Here is a 16820-nt window from a genome sequence, read left to right on the forward strand (position 1 = left end):
ATTCAGGTCAGAAGATCATGGGCCGTCAAGGCATATACATCAGCGGATACGAATCGTAGTCTTTGGGCATCGACTTTGCCAGATACTCCGCAGCGTGTTTGACTGATTCTCCGATGGATCGAAACCATGAGGTGACATGTTCGGTCGCATGGACCCGCTTGTCGATCAAGTCAAGACCATAGCCCACACCGACGGCTACCGCGATCGTACCAATCACGATAAGCCCCACGGGCAGCGCGACGCCTGCCGCCAATCCCACTACCAGGCCAACCGCCACCGAGGCTATCGCAGCGCTCAGGCCTGCCTTAGCGAGGTCCATGCCGATCTTTCCGAGCAGATCGGCAAAGTCCTTCTTGCGCTTGCCGTCCGGCCCGATCTGTTCGTAATCGTGCAACCATTCGGCGACATCCAGTGTTACCGTGAAAATCAGCGCGATCAGTCCGGCTTTCTTGAATGCGCCCTTCGAACTTTCCCATGCAGCAGCAGCCCCGGACTCGACCGTGCCCGCGCCACCTGCAATGGTCAACACCTTCTCGTGTTTCACGCCATAACGCGCGGCCGTCACGAGTTTGCGCAAGCGCGGATTGCCAGTGAACACGACATACCAGCGTTCACCCGCGTTCTTATGCACGATCTTCATCAACCTGAATCGTTCGAAGAATAGTTCCTTGATCCATTCCTTGTTGTCGCTGAGAAATGCCGACGCACCGAAGAGTTGAGCGATGAGCCAATTGCGCGTGGCGATCTTGTTCGTGTCGAGCGCCGTTTCGTCGCCACCGCCCGCCGCAATACCGTCGAGCACTTCCTGAGGAAACGAGTGCTTGTCGACTTCGGCGACATGCGCGTGCTGCGTCGGCTCCTGCACGGTACCGGCCGCGAGCTTGACCGGCACGGGACACGTCCATTGCCCCTGTGCAAGCTGCGGATCCAACGGTTGCGGCGCACGCAAATAGTCCGGCATCGCGAGCTGTGGATAGGAAAGCAAAGACGGCACCCTTGGGTTCGTAGCCGGTGCCGCTGCGATCGGCTGCTGGCGTACCGGATTTAAACCAATGGCGATGATGATGGGTTCGGGCTTTGCTTTGGGATCGGGATTATCGCCGACCAGGCCGAACTGAAGCATCGAATAGCGTTGCAGCACTTTCCCGTTCTGCTTGAGTAACAGTTCGCCCTTGAACGCGCGGCTAATCCAGACGTGATAACGCTGTCCGTCCATGAACTGCCCCTGTTGGACGCGCTTTTTTTTCGCCACGTCGTAGATCCAGTCATCCGCTGCTTCAATCGTGTAGGCCGCGCCTTTGTTGATGTGCAGTTCGAAGATAACATCGCGATGCTTCCGCAATAGCACGGTGACATCGGTTTCTGCCCAGCATTCCACGGGTTCTCCCGGCAAATCGATGCAGACCTTGTGTTCAATCATGGGGCGATTGCCCATCGTCATACTCCGCTGCGTTTGATCTGATCGGCGACGAAGCGTCCGAAGTCGATGCCTTTCAGTTCACCCTTGCCCTCGCCGTCGAGTACCAGGTTGTGCACCGCGCCGTCCTCGGACATCAGCTTGATCGCTTCACCCTGTGGGACATTGCCGTCCGCGTCTACATACCGGATACGCATGTCGGCCTTTTTGCCTTCCATATTCAAAGTGTGGCTTAGGCTCGTCGGACCACTGAACGCATGCTGTGCCCCCTTGATGTCGATGGTGCCAAGCGCGTGAATTTCGATGTTGCCGTCCTTGATGCGGATGTATGCGCCACCCGATGTCAGCAGAAGTTCCTGCTTCGCAGAGGCCTCGATCTGGCCCGTTGCCGACAGGATTTTCAGCGATTTCTGCGCGGTAATCTCGACGTTGTCTGACTGCGCCTGCACCTCGACTTTGCCCTTCGCAGCAAACAGTTTCATTCCGGCACTCTGGACAAACAGGCTGATCTTTTCGCCAACACTCGCGATCAGCGACTTACCCGCGGCGATATGCGTGCTCTGTCCGCTGACGAGTGTCGTATGCTTTGTTGAAGCGAAATGCGCGGACTGCTGGGTCGACATCGCGAGCCCTGCCGGCGTCGCGAACAGCATGATCGGCTCCTTGAACACGTTCGCGCTGCCCGTGCCGCCACCTGCTGTATTGCCGCCGCTGCTGCTCGGGCCGGCAACGCTATTCTGAGTTGCTTGGCTGAATGCTTGGAGCGCATCCTTGCCTTGTTTCAGCGACTCTGCCTGATGCATCTCGCTCACCGACGACATCGTATCAATGACGCCGCACGAACTATCCAACTGCAAGCGCGCCGCGCTTGCGTCGAGCGGCTGGCTTGCCGCGCCACTCGACGGATGCGTCGACACATACAAACCCTGTGACGCACGCATCGCGCCATACGCATCAGACTTCAGATCAAAGCCGCTGCCGAGATACGCACCCCGCGTATTGCCGTTCTGTGCGACCAGATAGCCCAATTGGAGAAACGAATCTGCGCTGCTGCTGTAAAGCTGCAAGCGGTTCTGCCCTGTCGCATCATCCATCACCAACTGGTTGTAGCCGCTCCCCTGGTACTCCTTCGAACGGTAACCCGAAAGAATGCCATTCGAATGCCACTGGGGGGTTTGCGCGCCGTTATAGACACGCCCCGTCACGACAGGCCGGTCGCAGTCGCCGTCAAGCCAGTTGACCACCACTTCCTCGCCGATGCGCGGCACGTGCACGCTGCCATAGCCGCCGCCCGTATCCGACATCGCCACTCGCACCCAGCACGATGCGTTCTCGTCGCCCGGGTTCAACCGATCCCAGTGAAAACGCACCTTGATGCGGTTCAGCTCATCGGTATAGACCTCTTCATTTGCCGGGCCAACGACGGTTGCCGTCTGCACACCAATTTCCGGTCTCGAATGGACGAACGGGCACCGATACGGAATGATCTTGCGTTGCGCCTCGACGCGCGCCATGAAAAATCCTTCACTGCCATCGGTGCCCGTCACCAACAGCGACTTAGTGCCATGTTGCGCGCGCGCCGCCGCGATCACGCTGTTCAGGCTGTGCGGGAAATCAGTCGTACCCGCTGAGACTGGCAGGTTGTTCTCAATCACCCATTCCACGGCGATCACCGCGAACTGACGCTCCTGTTCACCGCCCGCACTGTGCTCAGGGTGGTTCGACAGTTCGAACCAGCGGCCCGTATCGATGCCACGCACAGCACCCACGCCAACAAAGCGGCGCGCACGCGATTCCCACTCCTCCATGCGCACTTTCGACAGATGATCGCCGCGATCCTGTGCACCGTATGTGTAAGCTCCCGTGTATTCGTAGACCTCGGCCTGAGCTGGCAGATCACCTTGCGTGGTCATCGTCGGCAGCGACGTGCCCTTCGGATTCGCCGTGCTTGCCGGCGACTTGTAATCAAACGTGCGCGTGGTGAGCGTCGTGCTTTGAAGCGTGCGTGTGCTGCTCCATTGCACGAACGCTTCGGTTTCGCTGTTCGTACCGGAGCGATAGAAGTTCACCGTTTGCGGCGTCATGGGTTTCAGCGCGCCGATATCGTCGGTAATGACGAGTGTGTGCGATTTACCGTCGTCGGCTTGTTCGATATAGCTGAAGAGGCCTTCGGCCTCCATCAGCCGGTGACAGAAATTCCAGTCGCTTTCGTATTGCACGCAAAATGAGCGCTGCGCGAGCGGCTGGGTCAACGCAAAGCGAAATGCGCCCTGCGCCTGCGGATGAGCGTTGAATACGTCGGCGAGAATGGCGTCAGCAGTTTTATCCTGCCAGATGCGTGCATCCTCTCTGAAACGCAGAAAATGCAACCAGGTAGCGAAGCCGAGCTGCTAACTGGTCAGCGCGCTGTCGGAACCAAGGCGCCGCGCCGTATGCACATAACCGTGATGAGGAAGATAAGTTCGGTCGCCCTGCTGGATCCAGAGCGTAACAGGCTGTGCAATAAGCGATTTAAGTTCGATGCCGTTGCGCGTTGAGACGACGTCGACGGTAAAGACGCTATCGCGACCCAGCGCTGCGTGGCCGAGCGCGCGCTGCGGCAGCAACACATTGGTACCCAGCGGGGTGTCCAGCCTGAGCAGCCGGTCGTTCTGCATGACTTCGTCCGACAGCGCTCCGATTATGTCCTGCGCCCCCATACCGCCTCTTGTCAATCCGATTGCGCCCACGCGCTACCAGGCGATAATACATAACTTAATACGTTAATCGCAATCGCCTTTTAAAGGCGATGCGTGATCGGTCGTAATTTCCATACTAGAAAATGCAAATTGGATATCAGAAAAATTAGCCAATAAAATCGAGTCCATTTAACAATTTCCTGCAGCATGCAAGACGTTATCTGGCAGATGACCGAGTGCACCTAACTACTACGCATGGATGCAACCGTCCAATAGAAAAGATCAAAATACCTTCACTTCGGGGCATGGCGTTTGGTACGGCCTGTCGTTCGCGGCGTGGCAGTTCGTCGCTGGAGCACGCCCGTGATTTTCAAGTCGTTTCGCCGAATTGGCTGCCGAATTTGACGAATCCGCGTTTCCGCTCGCCACAAGATCGACCTGTTCGAGAATTGATGTGCATCGACTGATATGCAACATCAAGAACCAACGACTACATAGAAACCTGAACTGTCGACGCAATTTTCCTTGTTAACGTCGCCGTCGCTATTGCGAGCATCCGATCTCACGAATGATGCGTCTCCCCCGCCACCAGCAAATGCCGGTGAATCGTGCAGAAACACTCGTCGTGCCACCCGTAATGCAGATCGCGGCAAACCGAATGTCGCACCGACTCCGGAAACCCGGCCGGATCGCCGCGCAGATCGAACTCTAGCGCCGCGAACACCGACCCCGGTTCCGGCCAGTCGGCCTCGTTAGGGCCATCTTTCAGGCGGTTGCCTTGTGCAACCTCGCTCGCGAGAATCGCCGCCAGTTCCGGGCACAAGGCCACCGTCTTCTTCTTCGTCATCGTGTCGATCCTGTGTGCCCGCGCCAGCCGGCCTCTGCGTCAAATATTCCTGATGATACCCGGCGTCAGATGCGCCTTCTCCGATGGCGGAATGAAATACTGCAGCCCGCCGCCCGGATAGACGTGATCGTCCTTGACGCCGTCGAAGGTGGGATTGGCCATCGCGCGTCCCTTCGCGACGCAAATATCCTTCGTCACGAAGTACGCGCGAACCTGCGTGCGGCGCGCGCGCGGATTGCCATCGCCATCGACGCCCGGCGTGACCTGAACCAGATCGTGGAATTTCTCCGAACTGCCCGCCGCCTGGCGCAGCGATCCGACCGTCACCGCATAGCCCGGCGCGCCGCCCGGATAAAGCGAATACAGCACCGTGCCACGCTTGAGCACCGTGTTCTGATACGAGTCCACGCCCTTGTACGGCGCCGTGCCCTGCCAGCCGCGCGCTTCCTTGGCCGGATCTTTTCCTTCACACGGGTTCGGACTGCAGCACGTCTGTCCCGATGCCTGCGCCTTCTTGCCCTTCAATCCGCGCGGATCGATCCAGTCGGTCGGATTCGGCGCGTACTGATACGGATTGGTGTTGCCGAGCAGGCCAATCGGTTCCTGTGAAATGTACCGCCCCGTGCGCGGATCGTAGTATCGATAGCGGTTGTAGGCGAGGCCCGTTTCGTCGTCGAATTGCTGTCCCTGGAAGCGGATCGGATTCTGCGCGGGCACGTGCGTGATATGCGATGCGCGCGCATCGACGGCGATCGTCTCGCCCCATGCCTTGTAACGCGCTTCCCAGACGATGTTGCCGCGCTCGTCCGTCATCATCAACGGCGTGCCGATCTGATCGCAGTGGTAAAACAGCGCGCTTGCGGGCGCGTTTGCCGCGGGCGGCTGCATCAACGGATCGTCTTCGGGCACGTAGCGATCGGTCGGCTTCCATTGCGGCGTGTCGATGCCTTCGACAGCGGTCCCTGCATACTGCGCGAGCGGCGTGAACGAACCGGCTTCGTAGACGAAGTGAAGGCTGTGCGTGCCACTGCTTTCGAATGCGAGCGTGTCGCCGTCCCAGCCGAAAATCGTTTGCACGCGATCGACCTGCCTCGCAATGCGACGGCCAAACGGATCGTAGTAATAGCGCGCCTCGCGCGATCCGGCAGGCTCATCCACACGCGCACCGACCAGCCGGTTGAAGCCATCCCACTGATAATACTGTGCGTTGCCGGGCGAACGCCGACCGATCAGATTGCCGCGCGCATCGTAATCGAAATGCGTGCCCGCGTAGTCCTGCAACAGATTGCCGAGCGTCTTCGGCACTTGCGTGGGCAAGGTGCTCGACGTCGTCGTGCTCGCAGACGGATGGCGAATGTTGCTGGCGGGATCGAAGGCGAACTGTTCTTTCGCCACCGGACTCAGCGCTTCGAGCAGCCTGCCGACGGGATCGTAACGATACGTCGTCAGTCCCTGACGGCTATCGTCGATGCGCGTGAGTTGCCCGGCTGGATCGTAGCCGTAGTGACGCTCGGCGACATGCCCCGGCGCACTCTCGCGTGCCAGCCGCTGTTCGACGATGCGCCCTGCGGCATCGTATTTCGTGCGCTGTTCGAGCCGGCTGGCGAAGTTGCGCTGGACTTCGCGATGCAGATCGTCGCGTTCGAACTGCACCAGTTCGCGGCCATCGAGCATCATCCCGTGCACGTGGCCCGCACCGTATGTCAGCCAGTCGACGGTATGGCCGTCGGGCCGCATCGTCTGGATGCGCGTGTCGAGTTCGTCGTACGCGTGACGCCACACGTAGCTGCGTTTTTCGTCGAACAGCTCATACGCATGATGCTCGCGAATCAGGTTGCCGACAGCGTCGTAGAAGTGCTGCACGCGGCTGTGTGCGTTGCGCGCTTCCGCGAGACGGCCGCCCGCATCGTAGGCGAACAACTCTTCGGCGCTACCCGCCATACGTCGCGCAAGCCGCCCTGCACGATCGTATTCGAGGTGCGTCACCTCGCCCGCTTCATCGATCGCAATCAGCTTGCTGCTCGCCGCGTCGTATTCGTAGCGCGTTTCCTTGCCGTCGAAGCCGATCTCGGCCGTGAGGCGGCTTACGGGATCGTAGAACAGCCGGTACGTCGCGTGATTCGCGTCTTCGAGCGTGCTGAGGCGGCCAAGGCGATCGTAACGATACGCAAGCGTCTGGCCGAGTGCATCCGTTCGATACGCGATACGTCCCGCTGCATCGTAGCCGTAACGCGTGCTCGCTCTGGATGGATCGGCGTGCTCCGTCAGGCGGCCTTCGGCATCGTGCTCCATGATCTCGGTGCCGGACGGCTTGACCACGGCACTCAACTGGCCGTTGGCGCCATAGCGGTAGAGCGTGCTGTTTCCTGCGGCGTCGGTTGCTTCGAGCAGGCGGCCGTGTCCGTCGTAGGTCCATTGCGTGGTTTTGCCCGAGCAGTCGGTGTAGCTGGTCAGCTGACCGTTCGCGTTGTAGGCCAGCGCCTTGGCGCCGCCTTTCGCGTCGGTGATCTGTGTCGGCAGGCCCTCGCCGTTATAGGTGTACTCCGTTTCGCGTCCAAGCGGATCGACCTGCTTGACGACGTTACCCTTGTCGTCATATTCGCGCGCCCAGCGAAACCCCTGCGGATCGACGATAGTCGTCATCTGATCCTTCGCGTCGTACTCCATGCGCACGACGCTGCCGTCCGGACGCACCTGTTCGACGAGATTGCCACGCGCGTCGTACGCGAAACGCGCGACCGTGCCATCGGCGTAAATGCGTTGCGTGACGTGATGATTCGCATCGCGATAGAACCATTCTTCGCGCGCGTCGGGATGCACGATCCGATACGTGTAGCCGTCGATGTCGTAGTAGTGGCGCGTCATGCTGCCAAGACCGTCCGTCACATAGACGAGGCGAATCTCGGGATGCCACGCGAGACGCGTTTCATTGGTGCCGTCGTCGGCATATTCGCGCACGCAGCGCGCCTTCGGCCCCTTGCCGTCCCACTCGAGATTCATGCCGCGTCCGGTGCGGTCGGTGTAGCGTGTCACGAGATGATGCGTGTACGCATACTCGCGGCGATTGCCGTAACGATCGGCGGCGACGACAAGGTCGCCCTCGCGATCATAGGTATAGGCGGCAAGCGTGCCGATGCGTTCGCCTTCGGCATCGTAGTGCACGGCCTCGACGATACGCCCCGCGCTGTCGTGCGAAAACGCGATCACGCCTTGCGCCGCGATCAGGCGCGACAGTCGATGATCGTGTGTGTAGTCGAATGTGATCTGACTGCCGTTGCGGTCCTTGATGAAGCCAAGCCGGAACGCGTTGCCATGCCTTTCGTACGCTTCCATCAACTCGTGGCCGCGCGTGACGGTCAGCCATCGTTCGTCGAGTTGCGCGAGCGTCACGCCTTCGCCGAGATCGTCGTGCGTCTCGCCTGCCTTCAGCAGCGGATAGTCGATGCTGCGGCCACTCGGATCGTGATACACCAGTTTGGCCGCGTGAATATCGAAGCGCGTCGTGTACGGCGTGATCCAGCGCGCGCCGAGTTCGCCGTGATCGTAGGCATCGAGAAACGAGCGATACGTGCGCTGCCAGATAATAGGCATCGCGCCTGGCAGCATGAAGTCTTCGTGTTCGAAGCGTTCATCGCCGAGTGCATAGCCGATCGACCCCGCGCTGCGTCCTGCAGAGCAGGTCTTGCAATTCGGCCCGGGATGCTTCGCTGCCGCCTGCTTGCCGATGGTCTCCAGTTCGCCTTCCGTTTTTTTCAGCTCTGCTTCGACCTTGCCGGCTTCCTTGATGCCGACCGTCTGCGTGCCCTTCTTGCCATGCTTCTCGCGCCATTTCGCAACGGCTTGCAGCAGCGCGTCGATCAGCCAGAGCATGCCGCCCACATCCGAACTGTTGAGCCCCTTGATCTTCTGCGTGACCATGGGAATTGCATGACGCGCCTGCGCCGCCAGATTCATCAACTGCTGGTTGGTCGACGGCGAGATTTCATTGACGGCGCGCGTGGCGAGATTCGCGGCGTCCTTGACGAATACTTTGGTGCCGTCCTTCAGATACGACCACACGCTATCGGCGATCTTGCCCGCATCGTGCGCGGCGAACGCGGCGCCGGCTTCGTTCAGATGCTTGTCAGCCGCACGATAGTTGCCCGACGTGTCGAACAGACGACCCGTCGCCGCGCCCTCGAAAATCTGCGCGAGACCTTCGAGCAGCTTCTGTGCGTGATTCGCGCAGTCGTCGAGCAGTTGTGCGACGCGCGCCTTGATCTCCTTGACGAAGCTGTCGATCTCGCCCGCGAACTTCGCGCTGATATGCGCGACGAGCACCGAGATGATCGTATCCGCGATCATCTGGCCGCCCGCTTCGGCGACGGCCTTGCCGCTGCGGATCAGTTCTTCGCGCGCGAGCTTCAGCAGCGGACGCGCACCCATGCGGAATTCGCCCATCACGGGCGGCATGGGAATGACGCCGATCAGGTCGATGCCGAGATTCAGATAGTCGAACAGATCGCGCACTTCGGCCTCGATCAGCCGCTTGATGTCCATGACGACGTCGATCGCCGACAGGATGTTCGACACGACGGGCACGGCGTTCGCCAGATCCTTGACGCGCTCCAGCGTGATGTAGCCGTCGCTGACGCTCTTCAGCCACGCGTCGAATTCTTCGAGCGCGGAGCCGACGTCTTCTTTGGTGAAGGTGACGAGCGGCGCGATGGCCACTTCGGTTGCAATGGCAGATTGTGATGTCACAGCAGCGGCGCACATACGCAGTCAGTCCGGTTCAAGATTTGACGACGGAAGTGTCGTCGTAGCGGCAACCTGGCAAAGGGCATGGCATCAGTCGGGTTTGCAGGCAGTGGCAGTCGCGAAGCCGGTCGAGAACTGGCCGACGCAATGCAGGATCACGGTCTGACCGACGCGTTGACGTACCTTCGCGACGGCAGCTGCATCGGCGAAAGCGACACGCACCGCCTGATCGGGATCGTCGCCCAGCTTGCCGACGGTATTGCCCGTGAAGCCCTCGTCGAGCGCGAGCAACGTGCCCGTCAGCACGACGCGCCGGCCCGCGTAGTTCGATGTGAGGTCCGCGGTGGACAGCGCGCCGCTGCTGAATTGCGCGGCGAATTGCGCGGCGTTGATCCTGAGTTCGCTCGCGGCATGGACGTCGAAGGCGACGGCCGCTGTGACGAGCAGTGCAGCAGCGTTTTTCATGGTCACTGTCAGTGATGCGCAGATTGGAAATGTCGATGCGAAATCAGACGATGCTCTTGAGGGCAGGCGCCGCGCTGCGCGCCGTTTCGGCGATTGTGCTGACCTGTTTTGCCGCGCTGGCCGCCTGGCTGGCTTGCGACAGCGCTGTGCTCGCGCCCGATGGCAGCGCCTTGGCAAGCGCGCTTTGCGCGAGGCCCGACGCCTGCGACGTCGCCATCGATGCGAGGCCGCCGCTTTGGGTCGCGGTTTGCGCCATTTTTGCCACTTGCGTGAGTTGTGCGGCCTGGCTGGCGATGCCCGTCAGTTGCGAGGCGCCGCTGCTTGCCGCGCTCGCCATACTTGCCGCTCCGCCAGCAGCGCTCGCACCGCCCGCAGCCGGCAGGAACGACGCCATCTGCGACGCAGCGGCCGCCGATCCATCGCCTGCCGCCGTTGCATCGGGTGGCCATTTCAGGCTCTTGAAGTAGTTCGCCGGTTGCGACGGGTCGCGTGGATCGACGCCGAACTTCACCTGCGCCACGCCCGGCGGCAGACCGCTGACCGTCGTGCGTCCGCTGGCGTCGAGTGCGCCCTGACGCAGCACGCCGCCGTTTGCATCCAGCACCGAGAACTGCCCGCCCTTGACCGCTTCGCCGTTCGCATACTGATGCAGCAGATCGAGTTGTCCCGGCTGATCAGGACGCGCGGACGGCAGCGGATAGCCCTGGCTCGCCGGTCCGTTGAAGCTGTGCTGCGCGCCCTTGATGTCGATCATGCCGGGCGCGTGGATTTCGATATTGCCGCCCTTGATGCGGATATACGCGCCACCGCTCGTCAGCAGGATTTCCTGATCGGCGGCCGCTTCGATCGTTTCGGTTGCCGAGAGCAGCCGCAGCGTCTTTTGCGCGGTGAGTTCGACGTTGTCGGACTGCGCCTTGATCTCGACCTTGCCCTTCGCGGCGAACAGTTTCATCCCGGCGTTCTGCACGAACAGGCTGATCTTTTCGCCGACGCTCGCGAGCAGCGACTTGCCCGCCGCGATGTGCGTGCTCTCGCCGCTCACCAGATTGATGTGCTGGGTGGCGCTCAGATGCGCGGTGTTCTGCGTCGATAGCGCGATGCCCGCAGGCGAAGCCATCAACATGATCGGCTCCTTGAACGCATTCGCGCTGCCCGTGCCGCCGCCCGCTGTGTTGGCGCCCGCGGTGCTTCCCGCGCCCGCCTGCGCGCCCGTCACGCTGTTTTGTGTCGCATCGGTGAACGACTTCAGGCTATCGTGGCCGTCCTGCAGATTCTCTGCCTGATGCGCGCTCGCAGCTTCAGATAAGCCGTCGAGCACGCTTTGCGCGTTGTTCAACTGCGTGCTTGCCTCGCTGACCGCGAGCGGCTGGCTCGACACGCCTGTCGCCGGGTGCGTCGAGATGTACATGCCCTGCGCGGCGCGCACCGCGCCATACGCATCGGAACTGAGCGCAAAGCCGCTGCCGAGATACGCGCCCCGGCTGTTGCCGTCCTGCGCGATCAGATAGCCGAGATGCAGTTGCGCGTTGGTGCTGGTGCTGTACAGCTGGACGCGGTTCTGGCCGGTCGCGTCGTCCATCACGAGATGGTTGTAGCCGCTTCCCTGATACTCCTTCGAGCGGTAGCCCGAGAGAATGCCGTTCGAGTGCCATTGAGGCGTCTTCGAGCCGTTGTAGACGCGGCCGGTAACGATAGGCCGGTCGCAGTCGCCATCGAGAAACGACACGATCACTTCTTCGCCGATGCGCGGCACATGCACGGAACCGTAACCGCCGCCCGTATCCGATTGCGCGACACGCATCCAGCACGACGCGTTTTCGTCGCCGGGATTCAGCCGGTCCCAGTGCATGCGCACCTTGATCCGGTTCAGATCGTCGGTATAGACCTCTTCGTTTTCCGGGCCGACGACCGTTGCCGTCTGCAGATGCATGTGCGGCTTGCGATGTTCAGCCGCGCTGCGGTACTGCACTGTCTTGCGTTGTGCTTCGACACGCGTGAGGAAAAAGCCCTCGCTGCCGTCGCCGGATTGCACGGCGGCGGGCGCTTTCGCGCCATGTTCGGCGCGTGCAGCGGCGAGTGTCGCGTTCAGGCTGTGCGGAAAATCGGTCGTACCCGCCGATACCGGCAGATTATTCTCGATCGCCCATTCCACTGCGATGACCGCGAACTGGCGCTCCTGCGCGCCGCCTGCGCTGTGCTCGGGATGACCGGTCAGTTCGAACCAGCGCCCCGTGTCGATGCCGCGCACGGCCCCCGCGCCATGAAAACGCTTCGCGCGCGATTCCCATTCTTCGACGCGCACGGTCGATTGACGGTCGCCGAGATCCTGCTTGCCGTACGTGTAGGCGCCCGTGTATTCATACACTTCGGCCTGCACGGGCAAATCGCCCTGCGTGGCCATCGTCGGCACCGACGTGCCCTTCGGATTCGCCGCCGTACCGGGCGACTTGTAGTCGAACGTGCGCGTGGTCAGCGACGTGCTCTGCAGCGTGCGCGTGCCGCTCCATTGCACGAACGCATTGGTCTCGCTGCCCGTGCCCGCGCGATAGAAACTGATCTGCTGCGGCGCTAGCGGTTGAAGCGTGGCGATATCATCCGTGATGACGAGGGTATGCGATTTGCCATCGCTCGCCTGTTCGAAATAACTGAAAAGGCCTTCGCGTTCCATGAGCCGCTGGCAGAAATTCCAGTCGTCTTCGTATTGAACGCAGAATGAATGCGCAGCCAGCGGCTTACTCAGCGCAAAGCGAAATGCGCCTTGCGCCTGAGTATGCGCATTAAATACATCGCTGAGAATGTCTTCGGCGGTTTTATCCTGCCAGATGCGCGCGTCTTTGCGGAAGCGCAGAAAATGCATCCACGACGTAAAGCCGATCTGATAGCTGGTCAATGCGCTATCGGACCCGAGGCGCCGTGCAGTATGGATATAACCGTGATGCGGCAAATAGGACTGGTCGGCCTGTTGCATCCACAGGGTAACCGGCTGCGCAATCAGCGATTTAAGTTCGATGCCGTCTTTAGCCGAAATGACATCGACGGTAAATGTGAAGTCGCGCCCCAGGCGGCTATGCCCGATAAGCCTTTGCGGCACAAATACGTCGGCCCCCGCTGGAGTATCGAGCTTTAGCAGCCGATTATCCTGTACGAGTCCGCCCGTAATCGCCGCAATCGTATCTTGCGCCCCCATAATGCCTCTTTTTTACTCAATTGCGCCCCGCGCCACCGCGCGATAATACAGAAGTTCAGACGATTGCAGCAATCGGATTTTTAATGGGCAATTTCAGGCGGACGTTATTACTTGTTGATTAGATGATTTAAAGAAGAATCGGTAAGAATCGCCATTGCATTGCTTCCGGCATTTAACATTTTCCGAATGATCGCGAATGTCACCGAATTGACTTTTTGATGCGATTTATGCGAATTGCCTGGTTAAAGCTGCCGGGCGGTAATGGCTAGTGCCCGGCGAATCATGTTGTCATCACGTCAAGATGCGCTTCCCATATGCGTATGCAGAAAACGCGCGGCGAGATCGAGCGCATGGCGCGCGGCTTCAAGCTCCTCGACATTCATCTGAAACACGTGATGCATGTCCGCCCACTCCTGAAGCGCCACGTCGTGGCCGCGAGCATGCGCTTGCTGTGCATAGCGCAATGCATCGTCGTAGAGAATTTCGTCGGCGCCGACCTGAATAAGCAACGGTGGAAGCGCATTGGGAATATCGAGCAGCGGCGACGCGCGCGGATCATCCTTCGCCGCCGCACCGATATAGCCGCGTGCGGCTTCGCGCAACGCGCCTGCGTCGAGCAGTACTTCGGACGCAGCGCGTTCATGGATGCTGGCACCGCTCAAAGTCAAATCCGTCCACGGCGAAAACACCACCGCGGCGCAAGCATCGCGAGTGCGTGCCAGCGTCGCGAGCGTCAATCCGCCGCCGGCGGAATCGCCGATCACGCCGACTCTCGCATATTGCTCGCGCAGACGCGCGACCGCACCCACTGCGAGATCGATCGCACCGGGCAAGGCCGTTTCGGGCGCGAGCGGATACTCGAGAATGAATGCGGTGCGCCGCGCCCGCGCCGCGATCTGGCTGACGAAGCCGCGATACGCGGGCGCCGTGCCCATCATGTATGCACCGCCGTGCAGATAGAGCAGTGCCTGATCGTCGATGGCATTGGCGGGCACGCAGATCCAGCCTGGCAACGCTGGATCAGTAGACGGATGCAGCGACACATCGGCAAGCGGCGGCGTGCCTGCAAAAAACGCATCGTAAGCGACTCGCGGCGCCGCGGCCGCGAGCGGCCCCGACCAGAAACGCCGGAACGTTTCGAGCAGCGCGGGCACGGCATCGCGATCGGCTTTGGAAAGGGCGAACACCTCATGCTGTATCGAATGGCTCGTCATGATTCCCTCACGGCGCAGCGAACACGCGAACCGCAACGTGCTCGGCAATCATCATCGTGGTCAGATTGGTCGGCGCACTCGGGATCCCGGGCATGATCGACGCATCGACCACCATCAGGCCAGCGACGCCATGCACGCGCGCGTTGCTATCCACCACGCCATCGTCGCCCATCGGCACCGTCGATGTCGGATGTGCATAAGCGTCGAGATTGCGCAGGATCGCCGCTTCGAGATCGGCGTCGGACACCGCTGCGCCGGGCGTCATTTCTTCGGCGACTGTGGCGGAGAATGCCTTCGAGCGGCCAATGCGGCGTGCAATCTTCACGCACTCGATCATGCGGCGGCGATCACGCTCCGTCGCCAGAAAGTTGTAGACGATGCGCGGCGCGCTGCGCGGGTTCCGATCCGTCAGACGCACATGACCGAGCGATTCCGGCTGCGTGACCGACGCGGCCAGCACGAGCGCGCCGCCCGTCGGCGAGAGCGCCGGATCGAACAGATGCGTTGCGGACACATGCAGATCGAGATCGCCAGGCATCGCTTCGGACGAAGCCGCCCAGAGAATCGCGCCAGCAGCCGGAAACATACCGTTCATGCCTGGCTTCAACGCGTAGATGTTGTAGTAGAACGGATGCTCCTGCAGGCGCTCGCCGACAGGCAGATCGGCGAGCACAGGAATCTCGAGTTCATTCAGATGCGCGGCCGGCCCGATGCCCGAGCGCATCAGAATCGCGGGGCTGCCGAACGCGCCTGCCGAAAGCACCACCGTTTCCGCGCGATAGTGTTTGCCGTTCACGTCGATCACGCCCGTGGCGCGACCGCCTTCGATCAACACGCGGTCGATCTCGACACCGCCTTCGATGGTCAGATTGGGACGCGCGCGCACGCCATCGTCGAGAAACGCGATGCCTGTATTGATGCGGCGACCCGAGATCACGTTGAGCGGATACGGCGACACGCCTGCCTGCTCCTCGCCGTTGAAGTCTTCGACATACGCGAAGCCGCATTCCAGCGCGCCGTCAACGAAAGCGTTCACGGCAGGCGTCAACTCGTCGCGCCGCCGCTGGCGCACAGGCAGCGGGCCGTGGCGGCCGCGATAACGATCGTCGCCGTCGGGCGTGTTCTCGATCGCCTTGAAGCAGTCGAGTACGTCGTCGAACGTCCAGCCTTCGATGCCGCGTGCAGTCCATTTGGCGAAGTCGGCGGGACGCGCGCGCATGGCCACGGCCGCATTGATCGACGAGCAACCGCCGAGTGCTTTTGCGCGCCATGCTGGAATGGTCTGGCCGCCTTCGAACGTGTCGGCGTGATAGCCCCAGTCGTGTGCGGCATCGCCTGCCGCGTGATCGGCATTCCACAACACAGCGGGAAACTGGTTCGGCCGATACGCATTGCCCGCTTCGAGCAACAGCACGCGGCGCGTCGGCTCGCTGGTCAGTCGGTTCGCGAGCACCGCACCCGCCGAGCCACCACCGACGATGATGATGTCGTAAGTGCTGTTCATCGCGCGAACCCCTCGGCGACCTGGCCCATCAACGTGGCGAACGGCATGTCGAGCGCGGCATAGACTTCGAGTGCTTTCGGGTCGGCGTTGTCGGCCATGATCTCGACCATCAGCGTCGCGTAGTCGGACACTTCAATGCCGAGCGCAGTGAGCCGCGCAAGTCCCGCTTCGTGCTTGTACGCGCTGAACGTGCCACATGCATCGAGTGCGACGATGGGCTGATAACCTTCCTCGCGCGCGGAGATCGCCGGCAGGGACGCACACACTTCGAAGCTGAGTCCCGCCATGATCAGATGATCGCGGCCGGCCGCCTTGACCTTCTCGACGAAGCGCGGCTCGTCCCACGCGTTGACCGTCGAGCGGTCGAGGATATCGGCATCGCCGAGCGCCGCGCGCAATTCGGGGATCGTTGGACCCCACATGCTGTCGCGCGCCGTCGTCACGGCGATCACGGGCAGACCCAGCGCTTGCGCGGCCTTCGCCAGTCCGACCACGTTGTGCTTCAGTTCACCGACACCGATATCGCGCACGCCGGTGAACAACCCGACCTGATGATCGATCAGCAGCACAGCGGTGTTGTCGCGGGTCATGCGGGTTCTCGTCTGGGGCTTCATCGTCGTCTCCGTGGATGGGTCAGAACGGAGCTTAGACGGCTCACCGTGCGAAACAAGATGCCGTGCGTAGACGCTGTGTGCAATCCATTGGACGATGCGCCGTGTAACATCACTCACGCTTGCCATGCCAATCACGTCATACGTATTCGGGAAC

At 61.2% G+C, this 16820-nt stretch carries 8 protein-coding genes and 1 pseudogene; all 9 read right to left on the minus strand.

The window, feature by feature from the left end; all coding sequences use genetic code 11:
* Positions 1–25: 25 nt before the first annotated feature.
* Positions 26–1441, minus strand: coding sequence for a hypothetical protein (locus DK391_RS14785; RefSeq protein WP_109478711.1), 1416 nt, complete (start codon positions 1439–1441; stop codon positions 26–28).
* A pseudogene (locus DK391_RS14790) lies at positions 1438–4116 on the minus strand (type VI secretion system Vgr family protein). Before DK391_RS14790 ends, DK391_RS14785 begins: the two are co-directional and overlap by 4 nt.
* Positions 4117–4657: 541 nt before the next feature.
* Entirely contained in the window at positions 4658–4942 is a 285-nt protein-coding gene (locus tag DK391_RS14795) for a hypothetical protein (RefSeq protein ID WP_109478712.1), read from the minus strand.
* A 39-nt stretch (positions 4943–4981) separates the two neighbouring features.
* The gene (locus DK391_RS14800; protein ID WP_239482829.1) at positions 4982–9685 is read right to left on the minus strand and encodes an RHS repeat-associated core domain-containing protein; all 4704 of its coding nucleotides are present in this window, start codon (positions 9683–9685) and stop codon (positions 4982–4984) included.
* Between the two features lie 87 nt (positions 9686–9772).
* The gene (locus DK391_RS14805) at positions 9773–10147 is read right to left on the minus strand and encodes a hypothetical protein (RefSeq protein ID WP_109478714.1); all 375 of its coding nucleotides are present in this window, start codon (positions 10145–10147) and stop codon (positions 9773–9775) included.
* A 43-nt stretch (positions 10148–10190) separates the two neighbouring features.
* On the minus strand, positions 10191–13334 hold the full coding sequence (locus DK391_RS14810; protein ID WP_109478715.1) for a type VI secretion system Vgr family protein: 3144 nt from the start codon (positions 13332–13334) through the stop codon (positions 10191–10193).
* A gap of 296 nt (positions 13335–13630) precedes the next feature.
* Positions 13631–14548 (minus strand): alpha/beta hydrolase fold domain-containing protein, encoded by a 918-nt coding sequence (locus DK391_RS14815; RefSeq protein WP_109478716.1) that lies wholly within the window; start codon positions 14546–14548, stop codon positions 13631–13633.
* 7 nt (positions 14549–14555) lie between these two features.
* The gene (locus tag DK391_RS14820; RefSeq protein WP_109478717.1) at positions 14556–16052 is read right to left on the minus strand and encodes a GMC family oxidoreductase N-terminal domain-containing protein; all 1497 of its coding nucleotides are present in this window, start codon (positions 16050–16052) and stop codon (positions 14556–14558) included.
* Positions 16049–16642, minus strand: coding sequence for an isochorismatase family protein (locus tag DK391_RS14825; RefSeq protein ID WP_109478718.1), 594 nt, complete (start codon positions 16640–16642; stop codon positions 16049–16051). Before DK391_RS14825 ends, DK391_RS14820 begins: the two co-directional genes overlap by 4 nt.
* Positions 16643–16820: the final 178 nt, after the last annotated feature.

Origin of the sequence: Paraburkholderia sp. C35, assembly GCF_003121405.1 — a bacterium.
GTDB lineage: Bacteria > Pseudomonadota > Gammaproteobacteria > Burkholderiales > Burkholderiaceae > Paraburkholderia.